The organism is Alkalispirillum mobile (assembly GCF_003664325.1).
Classification (GTDB): Bacteria; Pseudomonadota; Gammaproteobacteria; order Nitrococcales; family Halorhodospiraceae; genus Alkalilimnicola; species Alkalilimnicola mobilis.
Window position 1 is genome coordinate 301,471 of record NZ_RCDA01000001.1, and the last position, 19,769, is coordinate 321,239.

A 19,769-nucleotide genomic window follows, 5' to 3' on the forward strand; every position below is an offset into this window, starting at 1 on the left:
TGTCGGGTTGTTTCATCTTTTTAAGGCGGCGCTATTCTATGGGAAGGGATAAGAAAAGTTAAGCGCGTTGCGCGATCCGAAACTTTCAATCCCATTAGATTGACTGAAAAAACAGGGCACTCATGCCATACTGATCAAGTCAGATATAACCATCCCAACACAAAGGAAGGGAGGTACGATGAGCGACTCATTCAATGCCCGCGGCACATTGAAAGCTGGTGGTAAAACTTACGAGATCTACCACTTCGATGGTCTGAGGGAGCGCTACGACATAGATCGCCTCCCTTACTCGCTGAAGGTTCTGATGGAGAACCTGCTGCGCAAGGAAGATGGCGTCAATGTCACCCGCGAACATATCGAGGCGCTGGCCAACTGGGACCCGAAAAGCAAGCCGAAGGATCAGATCGGCTTCACCCCGGCCCGGGTCGTCCTGCAGGACTTCACCGGCGTGCCGGCAGTGGTGGACCTGGCAGCCATGCGCGATGCCATGAAGTCCATGGGGCATGACCCCAACCTCATCAATCCGCTTTCCCCGGTCGACCTGGTCATCGACCACTCGGTCATGGTCGATCACTTCGGCAGTTCGGATGCACTCAAGCTCAACACCGAGATCGAGTTTGAGCGTAACGGGGAGCGCTACGAGTTCCTGCGCTGGGGGCAGAAGGCCTTCTCCAACTTCCGCGTGGTGCCGCCGGGCACCGGTATCGTGCACCAGGTCAACCTGGAGTACCTGGGCCAGGTGGTATTCACCCGAGAGGAGGACGACGGGGTCCTGCGCGCCTACCCCGACACGCTGGTGGGCACCGACTCCCACACCACCATGATCAACGGCCTGGGTGTGCTGGGCTGGGGTGTCGGTGGTATCGAGGCCGAGGCCGCTATGCTTGGCCAGCCCATCTCCATGCTGATCCCCGAGGTGGTGGGCGTGCGCCTGAACGGCAAGCTGGCCGAGGGGGCAACCGCTACTGACCTCGTGCTCACCGTCACGGAGATGCTGCGCAAACACGGGGTCGTGGGCAAGTTCGTCGAGTTCTTTGGCGACGGTCTGGATCACCTGCCCCTGGCCGACCGGGCCACCATCGGCAACATGGCGCCGGAGTACGGGGCCACCTGCGGCATCTTCCCGATCGATCGCGAGACCCTGAATTACCTGGAGCTCTCCGGCCGGGATGCCGAACAGATCGAACTGGTAGAGGCTTACGCCAAGCGCGTCGGGCTCTGGCGCGAGACCGGAGCGCGGGAGGCGGAGTACTCCGCGGTACTGGAGCTCGATCTGGGGTCTGTCGTACCCAGCCTGGCCGGTCCGAAGCGCCCGCAAGACCGAGTCGCACTGGATAACGCCAAACCCGCTTTCTTGGCGACTCTGGATGAGTACCTCCAGCAGCATCACTCTTCCCCGGCGGATAATGATGAGGAACGCTTCGAGGGTGAAGGCGGCCACGCCGCACCGGGTGTAGACGATGCCCATGAGAAAGGCGCCGTCGAATATGAGATGAACGGCGAAAAGCACATGCTCAAACATGGGGCCGTGGTCATCGCCGCCATCACCTCCTGCACTAACACCTCCAACCCAGCGGTGCTGCTGGCGGCTGGCTTGGTGGCAAAAAAGGCGGCGGAGAAAGGCCTGAAGCCCAAACCCTGGGTCAAGACCAGCCTGGCACCGGGGTCCCAGGTGGTGCCCGCCTATCTGGAGCGAGCCGGTCTGCTGAAGCCGCTGGAGTCACTCGGCTTCCACGTGGTCGGCTTTGGTTGCACCACCTGCATCGGTAACGCCGGCCCCCTGCCCGAGCCGATTCAGAACGCGGTTCGTGAAGGCGACCTTTGCGTCTCCTCGGTGCTTTCCGGCAACCGGAACTTCGAGGGTCGTATCCACGGTGACGTGCGGACCAACTACCTGGCCTCGCCGCCCCTGGTGGTCGCCTATGCGCTCGCCGGCAGCATGGCGAAGGACCTCTACAAGGAACCGCTGGGCGAAGACCAAGATGGCAATCCGGTCTACCTGAAGGATATCTGGCCAACCCAAAATGAGGTTGCGGAACTCGCCCAGCAGCACATCACCTCCGAGATGTACCGCGAGAAGTATGCGGACGTCTTCCAGGGCGACGAGACCTGGCAGGCGATCAAGGTCAGCGGTGGCGAGATCTACGACTGGGGTCCGTCCACCTACGTCAAGAACCCGCCCTACTTTGAGGGCATGGGGGCCGATGCACCGGGCGCGCCGGAGATCCAGGGGGCCCGTTGCCTGGTCTACGTGGGTGACTCCATCACCACCGACCACATCAGCCCTGCCGGTGCCATCCATCCGGAAAGTCCGGCCGGCCATTACCTGCGTGAGCAAGGTGTGGAGCCCAAGGACTTCAACTCCTACGGCTCGCGCCGGGGTAACCACGAGATCATGATGCGCGGCACCTTTGCCAACGTGCGGCTGCGCAACAAGATGGCCCCCGGCACCGAGGGCGGTTGGACCACCTTTGTGCCCGGTGGTGAGCAGATGTTCATTTACGACGCTGCGATGAAGTACAAGGAGGAAGGCACCCCGCTGGTGGTTCTGGCCGGCAAGGAATACGGCACCGGCTCCTCTCGCGACTGGGCGGCCAAAGGGACAAACCTGCTGGGTATCCGGGCGGTTATCGCCGAAAGCTTCGAGCGTATCCACCGTTCCAACCTGGTGGGCTTCGGGGTCCTGCCGCTGCAGTTCAAGGAGGGCGACAGTGCGGAGGCGCTTGGCCTGACCGGTCAGGAGGCGTTCACTGTGAGTTCCCTGGACGGCGACCCGGAAACGGTCGAGGTCAAGGCCGAGGGGCCAAACGGCACCACCACCTTCGAGGCGCTGGTCCGCATCGATACGCCGAAGGAGTGGGAGTACTTCCGCAACGGTGGCATCCTGCACTACGTGTTGCGGCAGTTGGCCGACAAGGCGGCCTGAGAGGCGTTACCGCGGTGGGTGGCCTCCTGGGCCCGCCGCTTTGCTGAGACCGGGGCCCGCACTGGGCCCCGTTTTTTTTCGCGGCTAAACCTGTCGCGACCCCTGCCGATACAGCGGGTATGAAGACGCTACCGCTGTTTAACCGGTCGCAATCGCGCCTGCGCGTGCTGCTGGGCTTGGTTCTGCTCCTCGCTGCCGTCGCCCAGGCCGGCGCCGGCTATGTGGCGACACCCCACCAATCCCGCTGGAGCGCTGTCTCCGCGGCCCACGGTTGCCACCTGGCCCACGAGATCCCCCGCTTTGCCACCGTCCTGGTCAGCCAGGTCGCCGATGAGCGATTGGTGTTCAGCCTCTACCTGCACCGCCCGCTGACCGAGTCGCGGCGGGGTGAACTGCGGGTAGAACACCCGCACTGGAAGGAGGGTGACGATGAGCACCTGTCCGATGTGGTGCTGGAGTCCGGGCGCAGGGCCATCAGCCTCGGTCATTACGATACCCAGCACCTGCTGACCCGGCTGGAGCAAGGGCGGCAACCGACGTTGGAGTTGGTGGGCTGGTACGCCGCGGAGCCGGTAAACGTAGCGATCTCCCCGGTGGCATTTCGCGCCGCCTACCGCGATTTCCTGGCCTGCAAGGAACACCGTGCCGCCAACGGCAGCACGCCGACCGGCGAGGCGGGCGCCGCCGCGGGGCATGAAGAAGCCGGCGCGCTGCCCGCCTGGCTGCAACAGGGCCAGGAGACTGCCAGCCTGGATACGCCGGACGAGGACGGCGTGCCGTTGCCGGAGGCACCGCAAAGCACCGTCTATTTCGCCTTTGATGACGACGGCCTGACCCGAACAGCCAAGGACCGGCTGGCCGCCTTTGCCCGGCAAGCGGACGACCCCCACCTACAGGTGATCGTGTCCACCGGGCATACAGACAGTACCGGGGACGCTGAATATAATGAGCGGTTGGGCACCCGCCGTGCCGAGGCCGTAAAAGCCGAATTGCAGCGACTTGGCGTGAGCGAAGACCGCGTCCAGGTCCGGAGCGAGGGCCAACGGGCCCCGTTGATGGACGAGGATGACGTTTACGGTGAGGCGGCGAACCGGCGGGTGGAGGTTCACACCGAGTACTAAGGCCGGACCAGCCACCACCAGGGGGCCTTGATGGCACGCGTTCACATTGACCTGCCCGCACATCTGCCATTCAGCACGGAACTGGCCGTGCGGATCACCGATATCAACTACGGCGGCCACCTGGGCAACGACAGCCTGGTCTCGTTGTTACACGAGGCCCGGGCCCGCATGTTGCGCCACCACGGCTTCAGCGAGATGGAACTCGGCGGTGCCGGCATTATTATTGCCGATGCCGCTATCAGCTACCGCGCTGAGGCCTTTTTCGCAGACCGCCTGCGCGTGGAGATCGGCGGACAGGACTTCTCCCGGGTGGGGGGCGACCTGGTGTACCGGGTCAGTAACGTGGAGGATGGCCGCGAAGTGGCGCGCGCCAAGACCGGGATTGTCTTCTTCGACTACGGCCGGCGGAAGGTGCGCGCCGCCCCGCCCGAGTTCCGACAGTTGTTTGAGCCCTGAACCGGCCTGCGCTATTGGGGCTTGCGCTCCGCGGACTTCGCCGCCTGCCAACCCGCTTCGAGCCGGTCCAGGCCCAGGCTGGACAGGTCATCGTGTTCGGCGCCCAGGGCCTCCTCCAAGTGGCGGAAACGGCCTTCGAACTTGTCCCCGGCCTTCTGTACCGCGGTCTCCGGGTCCACGCCCAGGTGGCGCGCCAGGTTCACCACCGCGAACATCAGGTCGCCCAGTTCATCTTCCAGCCGTGCCGGCTCGGCCGCCTCAACCATTTCGCCCGCGAGTTCCTCCACCTCCTCGCGCACCTTTTCCAGCGGCCCCGCCGGGTCGTCCCAATCGAACCCCACCCGGGCGGCGCGGGACTGTAGCTTGCGCGCCCGGACCAGGCCGGGCAGACCGGAGGTGATGCCATCAAGCACGCTCTCATGCTCGGCCTCCCCCTTTGCCGCCCGCTCCTCCGCCTTGATGGCCTCCCAGGAGCGGCGCACCGACTCGGCGTCGTCGGCATCCCCCTCACCGAACACGTGGGGATGGCGCCGGATCAGTTTGTCACTGATGCTCCGTGCCACGTCATCGAAGGTGAAGAAGCCCTCCTCCTCGGCCATCCGTGCATGGAAGACCACCTGCAGCAGCAGGTCACCCAACTCATCCTGGAGGTCCGCCATGTCGCCGCGTCGGATCGCCTCGGCGACCTCGTACGCCTCTTCCAGCGTGTAGGGGGCGATGGTTGCGAACGTCTGCGCCAGGTCCCAGGGGCAGCCCCCATCCGGGTCGCGTAAGGCCGCCATGATACCCAGCAATCGATGCACCTGTTCCACTGTTCAATTCCTCTGCCTGTCGTTGCGACTGAGTGGGGTGGCCGGCCGGTGCGGCCCGAGCCGTTTCCGTAGTGCAGCATTGACACCCGGCAGCGGTCCGCCTAGCTTCCCTGTTAACTGATAAGTAAAAACTGAGTCACGTGTCAGGCTGCCGCCAGGAGGAAACACCATGAATCAGCGAGAAGGCCCTGTCACGGCCAGAGGGCAAAAGACCCGTCAGGCCCTGCTGGATGCCGCCTGCGAGGAGTTCGGCTCCAAGGGATTCTACAACGCATCCATCAGCAGCATCACCCGCCGCGCCGGTGTGGCCCAGGGCACGTTCTACCTCTACTACCGCTCGAAAGAAGAGATCCTTCGTGCCCTGGTGGATCACATGAACCGCAGCATGCGGCGGGCCCAGAGTGAGGCGGTGCAGAACGCCAACCACCGGGTGGATGCGGAGGTGGCCGGGCTGAGGCACTTTATGCGTTTCGCCCTGGAGCACCGCTCGTTGTACCGGGTGGTCATGGAGTCCCAGTTTGTCGATCCGGAGATCCACCGCTCTTACTACCAGACACTGGCGGACCGCTATGCCGAACACCTGTCCAAGGCCCAGCAGCGCGGCGAGATTCGGGCCGGCGACCCGTGTGCCCAGGCCTGGGCATTGATAGGTGTGGCGTATTTCATGGGCATGCGCTTCCCGGTCTGGGAAGAGCGGGAACCGCCGGAGGACTTCATGGCCACGATGGAGGACTTCATCGCCACCGCCCTGTCGCCAGCGCCCCGGCCCGATGCGGGTGAAAGGACCACGAAAGGCGATCGCCAAATGCGAGGCAGCCATTAACCATCGGGGCTCTCCGATGCCTCAAGCCAAGGCTGGTAGAGCGCGCGGAGCAGCGGGCCCGGATCGGGTGCACGCGTATCGCCCGCCGCAGCGGCTTTCTCCAGTGCCTGCGCCGAGAGCCGAGCATGCACCAGCCCGAGGTTATGCCGGGCGCGATAATGCTTCGGGTCCGCCACAAGCGCCTGCTCGTAGGCCATGCGCGCTGCCTCCCAGTCGCCCCGATGCACCCGGTGGTTGCCCAGGCGGTACCAGAATGGTGCCTCATCCGCCGCGTCGGGCACTGCACCTGAATGGCCGGATGGCGCGGTTACGCGGTCCGTTGGCGTGGTCATTGCGCAGCCACTGAGGGCAACCGCAACGCCCAACGCACAGAGGACGCTGCGCAATCCACGCCAATGCTTTATCATCCCTTGTCCCCGCATTCCGTTTTACACCCCGAGTGGATAATCATGTCCGATTCGAGCAGCCAGCAGCCAAGACGCCGCAGCGTAGCGGTTCCGGTGGGTCCCGTCACCGTCGGTGGTGATCATCCCATCGTGGTCCAATCCATGACCAACACCGACACGGCCGACGAGATCCGCACCGTGGTGCAGGTCGCGGAGTTGGCCCGGGCGGGCTCGGAAATCGTGCGCCTGACGGTGAACAACGATGAGGCCGCCGCGGCGGTGCCGCGCATACGCGAGCGGCTGGACGCCATGGGGCTCGACGTGCCGCTGGTCGGCGACTTTCACTTTAACGGCCACAAGCTGTTGGCGAAACACCCGGCGTGTGCCGAGGCGCTGGCGAAGTACCGCATCAACCCGGGGAACGTGGGCAAGGGCAAGCGCCGCGACCCGCAGTTTGCGGAGATGATCGAGTTCGCCTGCCGCTACGACAAGCCGGTCCGGATCGGGGTCAACTGGGGCAGCCTCGACCAGGACCTGCTGGCCAGCATGATGGACGAGAACGCTGCCCTGCCCGAACCGCGTAGCCCGGAGCAGGTGATGAAGCAGGTGGTCATCGAATCCGCCCTGCAGAGTGCCGAGAAGGCCGAGAGCCTGGGTCTGCCGCGAGCGCGCATTGTGCTCTCCTGCAAGATGAGCGGCGTGCAGGACCTGATTGAGGTCTATCGCGACCTGGCCCGCCGTTGCGACTACGCCCTGCACCTCGGACTGACCGAGGCGGGCATGGGGTCGAAGGGCATCGTCGCGTCCACCGCGGCACTGGCCGTACTGCTGCAGGAGGGGATCGGCGATACCATCCGCATCTCGCTGACGCCGGAGCCCGGCCAGTCCCGCACCGACGAGGTGGTCGTGGCGCAGCAAATCCTGCAGACCATGGGCCTGCGGGCCTTCACGCCCATGGTCACAGCCTGCCCGGGCTGCGGGCGCACCACCAGCAGCTACTTCCAGGAGTTGGCACGGGATATCCAGGCCCACGTGCGCGAGCGCATGCCAGAGTGGCGGCAGCAATACCCGGGCGTGGAGAATCTCTCCCTGGCCGTGATGGGCTGCGTGGTCAATGGCCCCGGCGAGAGCCGGAACGCCGACATTGGCATCAGCCTGCCCGGTACCGGCGAGAAGCCGGTTGCACCGGTCTACGTGGACGGAGAGAAGACCGTTACCCTCAAGGGCGACCACATCGCCGAGGAATTCCAGGCGATTGTCGAGGACTACATCGCTCGCCGCTTCGGCCAGGATCAAGCCGAAAGCGGTTAAGACGGGGCGCGGCCGCACCGCGACACCGGCGTGGTACCCGATAAAAAACGCCCGGCCTCCACGAAGGAAGGCCGGGCGTTTTGCCGAACAGCCCCGGCGTCATACCCGCGCCGGGCCATCCGGGCCGATCAGTAGCTGAAGAAGCGGGTATCGCCCTCCATGAACTCACCCACATCATCCGGGTCGGCGACACCGACACCGTCGATCAGGTCGTCTTCGGTGAAGTCGGTGTTGGGCAGGAAGATCGCACAGACGTCCACCTGGGCGCCGGCCTCCATCAGGCCCTGCATGATCTGCTGGGCATTGGCGTCAGGCCCGGTCAGGGTCGGGCCGTCGAAGGCGTTGGTGCCCATGACACCCCCATCGCAGCACAGCAGGATCCGGACCTCGGAGCCCCTCTCCACCAGCTGGCGGGTCAGGATCATGGCCATCGCCTGGGCCTGGGGGCGATCGGAGGTAACCGTTACCAGCACGCGGTCCGCTTTCTCCTCGTCACCGTGGGAGGCGGCAGGCAGGGTCAGCGGCGCCAGGACCAGGGCGAAGGTCATAGCGATCAGCAGGCGTTTGATGTTGCGCATTGCACTCACTCCTCTGGAGTCACAAGGAAAGAAACTTTTGCAGCTCGGCCAACATATCACGGTGATCGAATAAAACAGAACCCCCCGATGCCGCCGGCCCGGTCAGGTACCGTTGCGGAGGGCGCTCAGCACGTCCTCGAGAAGCTTCGGCCCCTTGTAGATGAACCCGGAATAGACCTGCAGCAGATCCGCGCCCGCCTCCATGCGGTCCCGTGCATCCGCGCCGTTCATGATCCCGCCGATGCCAATCAGCGGCACCCGCCCCCCCAACCGCGCGGAGAGGTCCTCCAGCACAGCCTGGGCCCGGTCCCGCAGGGGTTCGCCGGACAAGCCACCGGTCTCCGCTGCCAGCGGGTGGCTCCCCACACCGTCGCGAGAGAGCGTGGTATTGGTGGCCGCCACCCCGTCGATGCCGTGCGCCAGGACCTGTTCGCAGAACCAGGCCCGTTGCGTCTCGTCCATGTCGGGGGCGATCTTGACCACCAACGGCACATAGCGGCGGTACTCCCCCGCCAAAACATCCCTTAGGTGCACCAGTCGGCCCAGCAGGGTCTCTAACAGTTCTCCCCCCTGCAGCTCACGCAAACCCGGCGTGTTGGGCGAGGAGACATTGACGGTGACATAGTCAGCGTAAGGATAGACCTTTTGCAGGCACTCGAGGTAATCGTCGGCGGCCCGCTCGGTAGGGGTGTCCTTGTTCTTCCCGATATTCACCCCTAGCACCCCTTGGTAACGCGTGGTGCGCAGGCGTTGAACCATGGCGTCCACGCCCTGGTTGTTGAAACCCATCCGGTTGATGATGGCCCGGTGCTCGGGCAGGCGGAACAACCTGGGCTCCGGGTTGCCCGGTTGCGGGCGTGGTGTGACGGTGCCCACCTCAATGAACCCGAAACCCACCCGCCCGAGTGCCTCCAGGTATTCGGCATTCTTGTCCAGGCCGGCGGCCAGCCCGACGGGGTTCGGGAAGGTCAGTCCCATCACCCGGCGCGGGTTGTCCGGCAGGTGGTGCCCGCGCAGCAAGCGGCCCAGCCCGGCACGGTCCACCCGGTTCATCCACGCGAGCGCGAACTCGTGGCTGCGCTCCGCATCCATGCGCATCAACAGCGGTCGTAACAGTGAATACAAGGTCTCAACCCCCGATCTGCCTTTGAGTCGGCCCCGCAGGCCGGCTTGCAGGAAAAGGTGAATTGTAACGCGCAGCGCCCGGTGCGTGTGCTCGCGGCGTTTTCGGTTTCTCGACCCGGTACCCGCCCTGCTTTACACTCCAGAGCTTGTGCAATGGAACAGGCCGGACGAGGGAGTCGCATGCGTCGAGTCGTTTTCAACCAGAAGGGCGGGGTCGGCAAATCCACCATTACCTGCAACCTGGCGGCCATCGCTGCCGCGCGCGGGTTGTCCACCCTGGTAGTGGACCTGGACCCGCAGGGCAATACCAGCCAGTACCTGCTGGGAGAGGACACCGAAGCCATGGAGGACACCCTGGCCGGGTTTTTCGACCAGATGTTGAGCTTTCGCCTGTATCCTCGCGACAGTTCAGAGTTTATTCATCAGACGCCCCACGAGAACCTCGCGGTCATGCCAGCCCACAGGGAGCTGACCGAATTGATGGGCAAGCTGGAGAGCCGATACAAGATCTACAAGCTGCGTGAGGCCCTCGCCGCTCTGGGCGAGCAGTACGACAGCATCTGGATCGATACGCCTCCGGCCCTCAACTTCTTTACCCGCTCCGCCCTGATAGCCGCCGACCGCTGCCTCATCCCGTTCGATTGCGACGATTTCTCCCGTCGGGCGCTCTACGAGTTGCTGTTTAACGTCCGCGAGATCCAGGAGGATCACAACGCCGATCTCGCTGTCGAAGGGATTATCGTCAACCAGTTCCAGGCCCGGGCCAGCTTACCCCGGCAGGTGGTGGACGAACTGGTCGCCGAGGACTTGCCGGTCCTGGATGCCTACCTGTCCTCCTCGGTGAAGGTGCGCGAATCGCACCAACAGGCCCGGCCGCTGCTGCACCTCGCCCCGAAGCACAAGCTGACCGCGGAATTCGAGGCGCTGTACGACCTGCTACACCCGACTGACTGAACAGCCGAATCGCACTGGAGAGCCCCCCGATGCTGAAACGCCTGGCCCCGCTGAGTGCCCTGACCCTGCTGCTAGCCGCCCCGGCCTATGCGCAGGCCAGCGATGATGAGTTTCAGCAGTGTATTGCCACGCTCGGCGATCAGGCCCGGGAGGCGGGCCTGTCCGAGAGCGCAATCGAGAAAGCACTATCGGATGTGACCCGGCTGGAGCGGGTCATCAGCAGTGACCGGAGCCAGCCCGAGTTCGTCCAGACCTTCTGGCAGTACCTGGATCAGCGGGTCACGGATCGACGGGTGGAACGGGGCCGGGAGTTGCTGGAGGAGCACGAAGACCTGCTTTGGCGCATCCACGCCGACTACGGCGTGCGCCCGCAATACCTGGTCGCCCTCTGGGGCATGGAGACCAACTTCGGCGGCTACTTTGGTGACGTACCGGTCATCGACGCCCTGGCCACTCTGGCCTGCGACACGCGGCGCAGCGATTTCTTCCGCACCCAGGTGGTGGAGGCCGTCCGCATCCTGGACGAGGGGCACATGGACCGTGAGGGCATGGTGGGCTCCTGGGCCGGTGCCATGGGCCACACGCAGTTCATGCCCTCCACCTTCACGGCCTACGCGGTGGACTACGATGGCAGCGGGCGGATCGACCTCTGGAACAGCCTGCCGGACGCCTTTGCCTCCTCCGCCAACTACCTGCAGTCGCTCGGCTGGGTGGACGGTCAGCGCTGGGGGCGCGAGGTCATTCTGCCCGAGGGCTTCGACTACGCCCTGGCCGCCCCGGACGAGCGGCGGGCCGTCAGTGAGTGGCGGGCGCTCGGGGTCCTCCAGACCGATGGCCAACGGGTGCCTTACAGCGGGGTCGAGGCGGAACTGATGCTGCCTTCCGGCTACCAGGGCCCGGCGTTCCTGGTCTACGAGAACTTCCGCAAGATCATGCGCTGGAACGCCTCAACATCCTACGCACTGGCGGTCGGTGTCCTGGCTGACCGGATCGCCGGCGCGGGTGATCTCGCCGCCCTCCCGGCGGAGCCCCCGGAGGCTATGCGGATCGATGACGTTAAAGCGCTGCAGGAAGCGCTTAACGCCCTCGGTTACGACGCCGGACCGGTGGACGGCCAGCCCGGCCCCCAGACCCGGCAGGCCATCCGTGGCTTCCAGCAGGATACCGGCCTGCCGGCGGACGGCCACCCGTCACCCCGCGTGCTGGAGGCGGTGCGGGCCCGTGGCGACGGCTGATGCGCTAGTCGTCGATCCGACTGAGCACCGGCTCCCACTCGATGGTGCCGTCGGCGTCCACCTCGAAGGCGAAGATGGCGGCGCCGCGGACATGACCATCCTCGAAGACCGCGTAGACCCAGTGGTCGTTGAGCACCGCCATTTCCTCGGCCACGAAATAATGGGTGCCGCCCAGCACGCCTTCCTCCGGCACTAGCTCCGGGCGCGCTTTCAGGTCTTCGATCAGGGCGGTCTCCGGGTCATCCAGCCCCGCCTGCTCCAACTGCCGCAGACCGAACGTGCTCAAGCCCAGCCCGACCGGACGCGCCGGAGTCTCCGGCGTATCGGGCCTCGCCTCCAGCTCTGCCTGCAGGCTTGCCAGTTCCTCCTCGGCCGCTTCCCGCTCGCCGACCTGCTGGAAAAGCAGGATGACCAGCCAGGCCACCAGCACGATCAGCATCAGCGCCACCAGGCGCCACATCAGCCGGTCGCGGATATCGCGGTTGTCCTTACGCATCGGGTCCCTTCCTTCCATCCTCAGTGTTCATCCGCGCGGAGCATCTCGCGCAGTGGGGCCTCATCCAGAAGCCGCTCCAGCATCCGTGTGACCACCTCGTTGATCATCTGTTCGTTCTCGGTCTCGCCCGGCGAGTGCACCATCCGGCGCTCCGAGCGGGCACGCGCCACACCGGTGTAGCTCCGGCCGTCCTGCTCTGCGCGGGCAGACATGCGGCCCTCGAGGTGGATCCCGCGGGTGACGACGCCGGGGCTGCGCTCATAGTAAAGGTCTTCCAGTTCCACCCGCAGGCGACGGTCGGCAGCGGCATCTGCATCGACCACCTCAAAACCCCGGCGGACCAGGGCGCGCTCCACCCCGCGCCGGATCCCCAGCGCAGGATCCTCGTAGGGCTCAATCCGCGCGGAGCCGCCACGGTCACCGTCGCGGAACCCGATGACGTGTTCCTCGCGCGCATCGGTCACGGCGAGCGCCACGGTAATCCCCTGCCCTTCCTCGCTTTGTGCGACATCAGGGCGCGGGTCGAGGCGCACGGTCTGTGAGGCGGGTGCGCAGGCGGCGAGCACCAAGGCCGCCATCATCAGTAAAACCAGGTTTCGGACAGGCATGGCTGCTGCTCCTGGGTAGCATCCGGGATGAAGATCAACTCTGTTGCCGGATTATACGCATTGGCGTGGTGCTCTACCTCCACCCGGCCCCGTTAACCGAGGTCGGGTACCGGATTCTCGTCAGCGCCACCCGGGCCGTTGGTCCGGTCCCCGGCCGCCTCCGAGTCAAAGGGAAGGAGCAAGGGCACCGGCACCCCCAGCAGCAGGGCGATGGCCCGCACCAGCTCCGCCTCGTCCACGGTGACCCGCCCGGCGTGGATGGCAGCCTGGGCCAGGCCCTCGAGTAACGTCTGTTTCATCTCACCGCGCAGGCCGTCCAACTGCCGTAGCGCTTCGTCCATACCGGACACCCAGTCTTCCGGCGCTTCCCACTCGGGCGGCGCCGGTATGAGCATCCTGGTCATTGCAGCCTGGTAGGCAGCCCGCGCGCCCTCGGGGTTGCCGGGATGGCCGGCCCAGGTGAACCCGGCGAACAGACGGCCCGTTGCCGACATGACCTGGTGCAGCGCCAGGCGGCCGGCACGGTGCTCACGGGGGCGCACCGCACGTTGTACCTGAACCCGCGCCATGCGCCCCAGGGCGTATTCGTGAAAGGCCACCCGACCATCGGCCCCGATCACCCGCGACAGGGCCAGCAACCAGCGCTGCAGGAAGGTCTCCGGCTGGTGGTTGAGTGCTGGTAACGCCAACTCCAGTAACGGTAGCCGGTGGCCGGGTGACCAGGGCGCCGCGTCTCGCTCGGCCTGGATCGTTTGCAGCGCGTTCAAGACCTCGTCGCCAAGCGTCTCGCCGACCAGGGCCTGCTGCTTCTGACGGACCTCTGCCTGGTCACTCAGTAACAGGGCCAGGGCCAGCGCGGGCGCACGCTGCGGGTCCTGGGCCGCGGAACGGGCATGGGCCGGGAGGCTTTCCAGCAGCGCCCGGGCCTGTGCCAGGCGGCGCTCTTCCAACTCGCCGCTGGCTGCCAGGGCGCCCCACAGCGCGACGCCGGGGAGCCCCGCGTCCGCGGCCAGCGGCAACGCGTTGAAGGGTGAGCCGGGGGTTCGCTCCGTTTCACGGCGCTGCGACTGCTGCCGGCGCTCCGCCTCCCGGCGTGCCACCCGGCGGCGCTCCAGTTGCCTGCGGATCGACTCCAGGCTGGCGCGGGACCAGCGTGGGTCCAGCGCCCGCAGCCGCTCTTCCACCGGCGGGTGGGTCGCCAACCAGTGCAGCCACGGGCCGCCGAAACCCAGCCCGTGGGCGAACAGCATGTGGCTGACCTCCTGGCGCCGGCCGGCAACCAGGGCAGAGCCCAGTTCCCGGCCAACAGCGATCTTGCTCAACGCCCCGGCGAGGCCCTCCGGTTGCCGGGTATACTGGACCGCCGAGGCATCGGCAAGCCGCTCGCGCTGTCGGCAGATGGCCGCCTTGATCAGCGCACCGAAGAAGGCGCCGAGCTGGCCGAACAGGAACACGAAGGCCCCGAGCAGGAAGGAGACTGCGGCGCCGTCTGCCGGATTGCCCTCGCCCGCTGGCGCCGGATTGCGCCGGGATGGCGCCGCCCAGACACTCCGTCTCATCAGGACCCGGCCGAGCACAGCAAAGGCCTCCAGGCCGTGGAGCACGCCGAGCAAGTGCATGTTCAGCCGCGTGTCACCATTGAAGATGTGGCTGAACTCATGGGCGACCACTGCCTGTAATTCGTCGCGATCGAGCTTTTCCAGTGCTCCCCGGGTGACCGCCACCACCGCGTCCTCCGGGCCGAAACCGGCTGCGAAGGCATTGATCCCGGGTTCCCGATCCATCACGTAAACGCCAGGCACGGGCAACCCGGAGGCCAGCGCCATCTCCTCGACCACATTGCGGAGCAGCCGCTCCTGGGCGTCCTCGGTGGCAGGTGGCACCGGCCGGGCATCCAGCTCGCGGGCCACCACGGCACCGCCCCGCCGCAGTTTCAGGGTCATGGCGAGGCTGAAAAAGCCGATGGTACCCAGCAGAATCGCACTGGCCCAGCCAATCGTGCCGCCCGCCAGCGACCAGACCTGGGACAGGCGCTCCACCATGGGGCGGTCACCGGCCCAGAGCGTCGTCCACGCGCCGCCATGGAACCCCCACAGCAGCAACAGGTTGACAATGGATACGATCGCCAGCACCGCCAGCAGGAAAAGCACCAGCAGCCAGCGCGTGCTGCGCCGCGCTGCCTCCTGCCGCCGGAAAAAATCGGATGCCATGGGACCCTACCCCGCCTTACCGCCCCCACCCCTTCCGGCCTGTGGATTATCAGGCCGGAAGGGGTGGATCAGAAGGAGACCTGGGGGACTTCACGCTTGGTGGGGTCTTCGATCTCCAGCAACGCTGCAGGCAGGAAGTTGAAGGTCCCGGCTATGACGCTGTTGGGGAACACCTCACGCGCCGTGTTGTAGTTCATCACCGCATCGTTGTATGCCTGACGGGCGAACGCGACGCGATTTTCCGTGGAGGTCAACTCCTCGGAGAGTTGCATCATGTTCTGGTTGGCCTTGAGGTCGGGGTAATTCTCCACCACCGCGAACAGGCGGCCCAGTGCACCACTGAGCCCCGACTCCGCGCTTGAGAGCTGCTGCATGCGGCCCGGGTCGGTCGGGTCCGATGCGGCGTTTCGGAGGCCTTGCTCCGCCTGGTTCCTGGCCTGGACCACGGCTTCCAGTGTTTCCCGCTCATGGCTCATGTAGGCCCGGGCGGTCTCCACCAGGTTGGGGATCAGGTCGTGGCGGCGTGTGAGTTGCACATCGATCTGGGCAAAGGCGTTCTTGAACCGGTTGCGCAGCTTGACCAGCCGGTTGTAGATGACCACCCCGCCGATGACGACCAGCGCGAGAAAAACCAGCAGTAGAATGAGGGTGACTTCCATGCACTATCTCCTTGTCGGCTCCAGGCTCTTGAGGGAGGCCTGAAACTCCATTGTAGCGTCATAACCCTTGGCAATCGCCTCCTGCCCGCGGTCAAACTCGAGCAGGCCCAGATGGGCCAGGCGCGGCGTGATGATGACATCCGGCGGATCACCGGCCATACGGCTGCGGGTGATTCGGTCCTGCATGACGTTGATTGCCGAGGCGGCCACATCCAGTATACCCGGCCGGTCCGGGTCCGCCTCCGCACCCCCACGCTTTGCAGTGGTTGCCACCGGCAACCACTGCTTGATCAGTGACGCGGTCCGCTCCTTGACCCCGTCCGGCAGGTATGTGATCCACCCGGACGGACCGCGCTGGCGGGGGGTTTTCGGGTGATCATGCGGTTGTCGCGCGTGGCGCCCCAGAAGATCGCCATTCAGATTGACGGCAATGATCCGCTCGGCCCCCAAGGCGCGGCAAACGGATACCGGTACCGGATTGACCAGGCCCCCATCCGCCAGCCAGCGACCCCCCATCAGCACGGGCGAAAAAAGCCCCGGCACCGCGGAGGACGCGCGCAGCGCATCGGCTATCGGCCCCTCCTGCAACCAGACTTCGGTGCCATTTTCCACTTCGGTCGCAACGGCGGCGAAGGGGATGGCCAGGTTTTCAATAGTGGCATCGTCCAAGTGGCGAGCGTAGAGGTTACGCAGCTTCTGGCCGTCCACCAGGCCGCTGCCCACGGTGATATCCGCCAGCCCCATGATCTCGCGCCGGCCCAGTTGCTGCACCCAATCATGAAAGCCGTCGATCCGCCCGGCAGCGTAGTAAGCGCCGACGATGGCGCCGATGGAGGTGCCGGCCACCACATCGGGCTCGATACCCAGCTCACGCAGGGCCTTGATGACCCCGATATGGGCCCAGCCCCGGGCCGCCCCACTGCCCAGCGCCAGGCCGATCTTCATGCTACGGCGTTGTGCGCCGGCCATGGCTGCTTAACCACACTTCGACTCGCCGCAGTTCAGGCAGGTCAGGCAACCGTCCATCTGCACCATGGCCTTGGTGTTGCACTTGATGCAGAGTTCGGAGTTCTCCGGAAACCCGCCGCGCTCACCGTCACCGTCATTGGCCGGCGCGCCACCGCCCTCAACTTCGGCCCGCTTCTGCTCGATAAAACGCTTCTGGTGCTCGTCCAGTTCGTCCGCCTCAAGCATGCCGATGGCCTTCAGGTGGGTCTCGATGACATCGCCGATCTCGGCCACCAGCGAGGGCATGAACCGGCCGCCCCGCTTGAAGTAGCCGCCCCGCGGGTCGAACACCGAGCGCAACTCCTCGGCCAGGAACGTGCAGTCGCCACCCTTGCGGAACACCGCGGAGATGATACGCGTCAGGGCCACAATCCACTGGAAGTGGTCCATGTTCTTCGAGTTGATGAAGATCTCGAAGGGGCGGCGCACCTCGTGCTCGGTGCCCGGGTTCAGTACGACGTCGTTGATGGTGACGTACAGGGCGTGCTCGGAGAGCGGGGTCTTGATTTTGTACGTCTGCCCCTCCAGCGCCTCGGGGCGCTGGATACGTTCGTGCATGTGTTCGATGTCGATCTCGTTACGGGCCTCGGTCGGTCGTTCATCCTCCGGCTTGACCACGCCGTAATCGACGATCTTCGCTTCAATCTTTTTGGCCATGGGTCTCTCCCGCCCCGGCGGGGCAATGGTTACTTGTCCGTCGGGGTTGTTCAGAACTTGCCGTAGTAGCCTTCTTTCAGCGCGTCGTAGAGGTTGGCGGCGGTGTGCACTTCGCCGTCGTACTCCACTTCCTCGTCACCGCGCAGTTCCACCTCGCTACCGTCTTCCAGCTTGAACTTGTAGAACGTGTTGGTCAGGTCCTTCTCGGTGACCAGCACTCCCTGGAACGCCTCCGGATTGAAGCGGAAGGTGGTGCAGCCCTTCAGCCCCTGCTCGTAGGCGTAGCGGTAGATGTCCTTGAAATCCTCGTAAGGATAGTCCGTGGGCACGTTGGCGGTCTTCGAGATGGAGGAGTCCACCCACTTCTGCGCCGCGGCCTGGATGTCCACGTGCTGCTTCGGCGTGACCGAGTCGGCGGTGATGAAGTACTCCGGCAGATTACGGGTTTCCGGGTCGGTGGAGGGCACCGCGTCCGGGTCCACGAAGTGCCGGTAAGCCAGCAGCTCGAAGGAGAAGACGTCCACCTTCTCTTTCGACTTGCGCCCCTCGCGGATCACGTTGCGGAAGTAATGGTGCGCGAAGCTGGGCTCGATGCCGTTGCTGGCGTTGTTGGCCAGGGACAGCGAGATGGTGCCGGTGGGGGCAATGGAGGTGTGGTGTGAGAACCGCGCGCCCTTCTCCGCGATCTGCTCGACCAGCTCGCCGTCCACCTCGGCGACCTTCTGCATGTAGTGGCTGTACTTGGCCAGCAGCACCCGGCCCTGCACCTCGTCGCCCACCTTGTAGCCGTCCACAGCCATCTCCGGGCGCTTCGCCAGCATGGCCTGGTCCACGATGAAGGTCTCGTCCATGATCGGCGCCGGGCCCTTCTCTTCGGCCAGTTCGACGCCGGTGCGCCAGCCGGCCAGGGCCATCTCCCGGGAAACCTTCTCGGTGAAGGCCAGGGAGTCCTCGTCACCGTACTTCATGCGCAGCATGGTGAGGGTGGAGCCGAGGCCCAGGAAGCCCATGCCGTGCCGGCGCTTGCGCTCGATCTCGCGGCGCTGCTCGTCCAGCGGCAGGCCGTTGATCTCCACGACGTTGTCGAGCATCCGGGTAAACACTGAGACCACCTCGGCGTACTCCTGCCAGTCGAAGCGCGCTTTTTCGGTGAAGGGGTCGCGCACGAACTTGGTCAGGTTGACCGAACCCAGCAGGCAGGCGCCGTAGGGGGGCAACGGCTGCTCGCCGCAGGGGTTGGTGGCCCGGATGTCTTCGCAGAACCAGTTGTTGTTCATCTCGTTGACCCGGTCGATCAGGATGAACCCGGGCTCCGCGAAGTCGTAGGTGGAGGTCATGATCATGTCCCACAACCGCCGCGCCCTGACAGTGCGGTAGATGCGGCAGGCCACCAGGCCCTTCTCGTCGTTGATGTAGGGCTCGGTGGTGGGCCATTCCCGCCAGATGACCTGCTCGCTGTCCTTCAGGTCGATGTTGTCGGTCTCGGCCTCACGTTCGGTGAGCGGGAAGGCCAGCGGCCAGTTGGCGTCTTCCTCAACCGCCTGCATGAACTCCTCGGTGATCAGCAGGCTGAGATTGAACTGGCGCAGGCGCCCGTCCTCGCGCTTGGCGCGGATGAAGTCGAGCACGTCCGGGTGGCCCACGTCGAAGGTGGCCATCTGCGCGCCCCGGCGGCCACCGGCGGAGGAGACGGTGAAGCACATCCGGTCATAGATATCCATGAAGGACAGCGACCCGGAGGTGTAGGCCCCTGCCCCGGAGACGTAGGCCCCGCGCGGGCGCAGGGTGGAGAACTCGTAGCCGATCCCGCAGCCGGCCTTCAGGGTCAGGCCCGCCTCGTGCACCTTTTGCAGGATGTCGTCCATCGAGTCCTGGACAGTGCCGGAGACCGTGCAGTTGATGGTGGAGGTGGCGGGCTTGTGCTCCCAGGCGCCGGCATTGGAGGTGATCCGGCCGGCCGGAATGGCGCCCCGGCGCAGCGCCCAGAGGAAGCGCTCGTACCAGTGCTCGCGCAGTTTCTTGGTTTTTTCCACCTCGGCCAGGGCGCGGGCGACCCGCTGCCAGGTGTGGTCGACACTCTCGTCGATCACCTGACCGTCCTTGGACTTCAGGCGGTATTTCTTGTCCCAGATGTCCTCGGACGCACTCTGTAGCGGAATGTCGGCCGTGGCATTCGGCAAGGCGCGCACCTTGGCTGCTGTGGTCATGGACCGCGTCCTCCTATAGAAGTCTAATCTGCAACGCCGTCAACGGCTTGTGGCACTTGTCCACAACATCTCCACCGCGTATCCACCAGGGACACCAGATGTTGTGCTTAATGGGGGCCATCCTAGCCCAGTGGTTGTGGTCTGGCAAGATCTGGGCGCCGCCTCCCTCATGTGCCTCGCGCAAACCAATACCCCCA

At 65.3% G+C, this 19,769-nt stretch carries 18 protein-coding genes; 7 read left to right on the plus strand and 11 right to left on the minus strand.

Features of this window, described 5'->3' with window-relative positions:
* Nucleotides 1-178 precede the first annotated feature (178 nt).
* The 3 genes from acnA to DFR31_RS01520 all read left to right on the plus strand — a co-directional run bounded on the left by acnA (nucleotide 179) and on the right by DFR31_RS01520 (nucleotide 4,503).
* Nucleotides 179-2,926, plus strand: a complete 2,748-nt coding sequence (acnA, locus tag DFR31_RS01510; RefSeq protein ID WP_121440898.1) for an aconitate hydratase AcnA — start codon at nucleotides 179-181, stop codon at nucleotides 2,924-2,926.
* Nucleotides 2,927-3,045: 119 nt separating this feature from the next.
* A complete protein-coding gene (locus DFR31_RS01515; RefSeq protein ID WP_121440899.1) occupies nucleotides 3,046-4,047 on the plus strand; it encodes a MotY family protein in 1,002 nt (333 codons plus the stop codon).
* A 30-nt stretch (nucleotides 4,048-4,077) separates the two neighbouring features.
* Complete coding sequence (locus DFR31_RS01520) at nucleotides 4,078-4,503, plus strand: acyl-CoA thioesterase (protein WP_121440900.1); 426 nt, start codon at nucleotides 4,078-4,080, stop codon at nucleotides 4,501-4,503.
* 11 nt (nucleotides 4,504-4,514) lie between these two features.
* On the opposite strand, the gene mazG is transcribed toward DFR31_RS01520, so the two are convergent.
* Nucleotides 4,515-5,315, minus strand: coding sequence for a nucleoside triphosphate pyrophosphohydrolase (mazG, locus tag DFR31_RS01525; protein WP_121440901.1), 801 nt, complete (start codon nucleotides 5,313-5,315; stop codon nucleotides 4,515-4,517).
* A 169-nt stretch (nucleotides 5,316-5,484) separates the two neighbouring features.
* On the opposite strand from mazG, the gene DFR31_RS01530 reads away from it, so the two are divergent.
* Complete coding sequence (locus DFR31_RS01530) at nucleotides 5,485-6,138, plus strand: TetR/AcrR family transcriptional regulator (RefSeq protein WP_121440902.1); 654 nt, start codon at nucleotides 5,485-5,487, stop codon at nucleotides 6,136-6,138.
* Here the strand turns inward: DFR31_RS01530 and DFR31_RS01535 are convergent.
* Entirely contained in the window at nucleotides 6,135-6,470 is a 336-nt protein-coding gene (locus DFR31_RS01535) for a tetratricopeptide repeat protein (RefSeq protein ID WP_211328216.1), read from the minus strand. The genes DFR31_RS01530 and DFR31_RS01535 overlap by 4 nt on opposite strands.
* Before the next feature lie 117 nt (nucleotides 6,471-6,587).
* Here DFR31_RS01535 and ispG point away from each other — a divergent pair, with 117 nt between their 5' ends.
* Complete coding sequence (ispG, locus tag DFR31_RS01540; protein WP_121440904.1) at nucleotides 6,588-7,835, plus strand: flavodoxin-dependent (E)-4-hydroxy-3-methylbut-2-enyl-diphosphate synthase; 1,248 nt, start codon at nucleotides 6,588-6,590, stop codon at nucleotides 7,833-7,835.
* Nucleotides 7,836-7,963: 128 nt separating this feature from the next.
* On the opposite strand, the gene DFR31_RS01545 is transcribed toward ispG, so the two are convergent.
* The gene (locus DFR31_RS01545; RefSeq protein WP_121440905.1) at nucleotides 7,964-8,413 is read right to left on the minus strand and encodes a DsrE family protein; all 450 of its coding nucleotides are present in this window, start codon (nucleotides 8,411-8,413) and stop codon (nucleotides 7,964-7,966) included.
* A gap of 102 nt (nucleotides 8,414-8,515) precedes the next feature.
* Complete coding sequence (locus tag DFR31_RS01550) at nucleotides 8,516-9,538, minus strand: quinone-dependent dihydroorotate dehydrogenase (protein ID WP_121440906.1); 1,023 nt, start codon at nucleotides 9,536-9,538, stop codon at nucleotides 8,516-8,518.
* A gap of 180 nt (nucleotides 9,539-9,718) precedes the next feature.
* On the opposite strand from DFR31_RS01550, the gene DFR31_RS01555 reads away from it, so the two are divergent.
* Both DFR31_RS01555 and DFR31_RS01560 read left to right on the plus strand, forming a co-directional pair.
* On the plus strand, nucleotides 9,719-10,492 hold the full coding sequence (locus tag DFR31_RS01555; RefSeq protein ID WP_121440907.1) for a ParA family protein: 774 nt from the start codon (nucleotides 9,719-9,721) through the stop codon (nucleotides 10,490-10,492).
* A 29-nt stretch (nucleotides 10,493-10,521) separates the two neighbouring features.
* The gene (locus DFR31_RS01560) at nucleotides 10,522-11,727 is read left to right on the plus strand and encodes a lytic murein transglycosylase (protein ID WP_121440908.1); all 1,206 of its coding nucleotides are present in this window, start codon (nucleotides 10,522-10,524) and stop codon (nucleotides 11,725-11,727) included.
* A 4-nt stretch (nucleotides 11,728-11,731) separates the two neighbouring features.
* Here DFR31_RS01560 and DFR31_RS01565 read toward each other — a convergent pair whose 3' ends face one another.
* The 7 genes from DFR31_RS01565 to DFR31_RS01595 all read right to left on the minus strand — a co-directional run bounded on the left by DFR31_RS01565 (nucleotide 11,732) and on the right by DFR31_RS01595 (nucleotide 19,572).
* Nucleotides 11,732-12,223 (minus strand): hypothetical protein, encoded by a 492-nt coding sequence (locus DFR31_RS01565; protein WP_121440909.1) that lies wholly within the window; start codon nucleotides 12,221-12,223, stop codon nucleotides 11,732-11,734.
* A gap of 20 nt (nucleotides 12,224-12,243) precedes the next feature.
* A complete protein-coding gene (locus DFR31_RS01570) occupies nucleotides 12,244-12,831 on the minus strand; it encodes a YajG family lipoprotein (RefSeq protein ID WP_121440910.1) in 588 nt (195 codons plus the stop codon).
* Nucleotides 12,832-12,923: 92 nt separating this feature from the next.
* The gene (locus tag DFR31_RS01575) at nucleotides 12,924-15,041 is read right to left on the minus strand and encodes a M48 family metallopeptidase (protein ID WP_121440911.1); all 2,118 of its coding nucleotides are present in this window, start codon (nucleotides 15,039-15,041) and stop codon (nucleotides 12,924-12,926) included.
* Between the two features lie 68 nt (nucleotides 15,042-15,109).
* Complete coding sequence (locus DFR31_RS01580; protein ID WP_121440912.1) at nucleotides 15,110-15,700, minus strand: LemA family protein; 591 nt, start codon at nucleotides 15,698-15,700, stop codon at nucleotides 15,110-15,112.
* A 3-nt stretch (nucleotides 15,701-15,703) separates the two neighbouring features.
* Nucleotides 15,704-16,669 carry a patatin-like phospholipase family protein gene (locus tag DFR31_RS01585; RefSeq protein WP_121440913.1) on the minus strand — a complete coding sequence of 322 codons (966 nt, stop codon included), beginning with the start codon at nucleotides 16,667-16,669 and terminating at the stop codon, nucleotides 15,704-15,706.
* A 6-nt stretch (nucleotides 16,670-16,675) separates the two neighbouring features.
* Nucleotides 16,676-17,365, minus strand: a complete 690-nt coding sequence (locus tag DFR31_RS01590) for a TSCPD domain-containing protein (protein ID WP_121440914.1) — start codon at nucleotides 17,363-17,365, stop codon at nucleotides 16,676-16,678.
* A gap of 50 nt (nucleotides 17,366-17,415) precedes the next feature.
* Nucleotides 17,416-19,572: an adenosylcobalamin-dependent ribonucleoside-diphosphate reductase gene (locus DFR31_RS01595; RefSeq protein ID WP_121440915.1), complete on the minus strand. Its 2,157-nt coding sequence runs from the start codon at nucleotides 19,570-19,572 to the stop codon at nucleotides 17,416-17,418.
* Nucleotides 19,573-19,769: the final 197 nt, after the last annotated feature.

Coding starts and splice junctions, on each gene's coding strand:
- acnA (WP_121440898.1), top strand. CDS start 179: ATGAGCGACTCATTCAATGCCCGCGGCACATTGAAAGCTGGTGGTAAA.
- DFR31_RS01515 (WP_121440899.1), top strand. CDS start 3,046: ATGAAGACGCTACCGCTGTTTAACCGGTCGCAATCGCGCCTGCGCGTG.
- DFR31_RS01520 (WP_121440900.1), top strand. CDS start 4,078: ATGGCACGCGTTCACATTGACCTGCCCGCACATCTGCCATTCAGCACG.
- DFR31_RS01530 (WP_121440902.1), top strand. CDS start 5,485: ATGAATCAGCGAGAAGGCCCTGTCACGGCCAGAGGGCAAAAGACCCGT.
- DFR31_RS01535 (WP_211328216.1), bottom strand. CDS start 6,470: ATGACCACGCCAACGGACCGCGTAACCGCGCCATCCGGCCATTCAGGT.
- ispG (WP_121440904.1), top strand. CDS start 6,588: ATGTCCGATTCGAGCAGCCAGCAGCCAAGACGCCGCAGCGTAGCGGTT.
- DFR31_RS01545 (WP_121440905.1), bottom strand. CDS start 8,413: ATGCGCAACATCAAACGCCTGCTGATCGCTATGACCTTCGCCCTGGTC.
- DFR31_RS01555 (WP_121440907.1), top strand. CDS start 9,719: ATGCGTCGAGTCGTTTTCAACCAGAAGGGCGGGGTCGGCAAATCCACC.
- DFR31_RS01560 (WP_121440908.1), top strand. CDS start 10,522: ATGCTGAAACGCCTGGCCCCGCTGAGTGCCCTGACCCTGCTGCTAGCC.
- DFR31_RS01565 (WP_121440909.1), bottom strand. CDS start 12,223: ATGCGTAAGGACAACCGCGATATCCGCGACCGGCTGATGTGGCGCCTG.
- DFR31_RS01570 (WP_121440910.1), bottom strand. CDS start 12,831: ATGCCTGTCCGAAACCTGGTTTTACTGATGATGGCGGCCTTGGTGCTC.
- DFR31_RS01575 (WP_121440911.1), bottom strand. CDS start 15,041: ATGGCATCCGATTTTTTCCGGCGGCAGGAGGCAGCGCGGCGCAGCACG.
- DFR31_RS01580 (WP_121440912.1), bottom strand. CDS start 15,700: ATGGAAGTCACCCTCATTCTACTGCTGGTTTTTCTCGCGCTGGTCGTC.
- DFR31_RS01585 (WP_121440913.1), bottom strand. CDS start 16,669: ATGGCCGGCGCACAACGCCGTAGCATGAAGATCGGCCTGGCGCTGGGC.
- DFR31_RS01590 (WP_121440914.1), bottom strand. CDS start 17,365: ATGGCCAAAAAGATTGAAGCGAAGATCGTCGATTACGGCGTGGTCAAG.
- DFR31_RS01595 (WP_121440915.1), bottom strand. CDS start 19,572: ATGACCACAGCAGCCAAGGTGCGCGCCTTGCCGAATGCCACGGCCGAC.